Source organism: Pseudomonas sp. MF6776 (assembly GCF_016613125.1).
Lineage (GTDB): Bacteria > Pseudomonadota > Gammaproteobacteria > Pseudomonadales > Pseudomonadaceae > Aquipseudomonas > Aquipseudomonas iridis.
Window position 1 is genome coordinate 1 of sequence record NZ_JAENSQ010000094.1, and the last position, 1,168, is coordinate 1,168.

1 protein-coding gene and 2 pseudogenes are annotated in these 1,168 nt (G+C 53.2%); all 3 read left to right on the forward strand.

Annotated features, from left to right (window positions below):
• Window positions 1-118: pseudogene (locus JJD74_RS30565) on the forward strand (IS30 family transposase); the annotation flags it as partial.
• A pseudogene (gene traN, locus JJD74_RS31615) lies at window positions 119-511 on the forward strand (conjugal transfer protein TraN); the annotation flags it as partial.
• Between the two features lie 27 nt (window positions 512-538).
• Complete coding sequence (locus JJD74_RS31090) at window positions 539-1,063, forward strand: hypothetical protein (protein WP_234451945.1); 525 nt, start codon at window positions 539-541, stop codon at window positions 1,061-1,063.
• Window positions 1,064-1,168: the final 105 nt, after the last annotated feature.

Genomic DNA, 1,168 nt, shown 5'->3' on the forward strand with positions numbered 1-1,168 from the left:
GACCGTCGAAGCCGTCAATCGGACAGTAGCGAGGATCAATCTACGCCCGCGCAAGCGCTTGGGCTGGAAGACGCCGTACGAAGTGCATACAGGGGTGAGCGTTGCACTTATGTGTTGAATTCAGGCTTGTCAGAAGTTCGAGAAGGACAAGTCTTGCGGGTTTATCTCGCAGAAATGTGTATCCGGCGCTACCGGTGCATCTGGCCAGTGCTATGTGACGGAGGAGGTGTGGGATTGCGGTTATGACGTTGAAGTCCCGTCAACTGAGACGAGCAGCTCCTACCAATGTGATGGACCTGTGCGATGCCTTGGAACTGAATGCTTCAACCCGGTAGATGAGAAGTCCACGGATTTTGCCTACGCCGCGGTGGCACTTCAGATCGCTCAATTTGCCGAGCATGACCTCGATTGTGGCAAAGACCCGACGGATACGACTTCCGATAAAACCTGTAAGGTTTGGAAAGGGGAGGCTATGGAATGCAAAAAAGCAGTGGGCGGCTGGGTCGATTGTTGCGAAGCTCCAGACGGTGTGTCGCTCATGGATTACGTCACTCTGGTTTACACGTCTATTCAGTTGAGTGAGAAGGTCGGAATAATTGACGCCGCCCCAACACTGGAAAGTGCCTGGGCTTTCAGTAAAACGCTAATGTCCAGTGGCTGGGATGCTGCCTGGAGTGCTGCTGGTGCTACTAACGCGGCCGTTACAGAAGTTGCTCAACTTGGGGTAATCGGTGCTTTCAAGCAACAAATGATGAACTACGTCGCAAACTGGACCGCCCAGACATTCGGGCCGGCTGCAGCGAATATGATCTTCGCGAGTGGCTTCGCTGCCAACGGTGCGAGCGATGTTGCATACGCCACAACGGACGCTGCTTCTGGTGCTGTTACGCCCGCCGCAAATGCGACCTGGGCATCGGGAATTGCATCTGTAGTATCGGTAGTGATGATCGCGTACATGGTTTACCAGATTGCGAATATTTTGGTGAATATCATCTGGGAGTGTGAGGAAAAGGAGTTCGAGCTCGGAGCTAAAAAGGAAACAAAGGGCGGTTGCAGGAGCTGAGTGCAACACGGTTATTGAATTGAAGCCGGAGCATCATGCCGCATTGCCATGGAGTTTTGCATGACCTCTCCCATCACCTCGATGGGGCATTTGAAGTCGAAGCGC

Coding starts and splice junctions, on each gene's coding strand:
- JJD74_RS31090 (WP_234451945.1), top strand. CDS start 539: ATGGATTACGTCACTCTGGTTTACACGTCTATTCAGTTGAGTGAGAAG.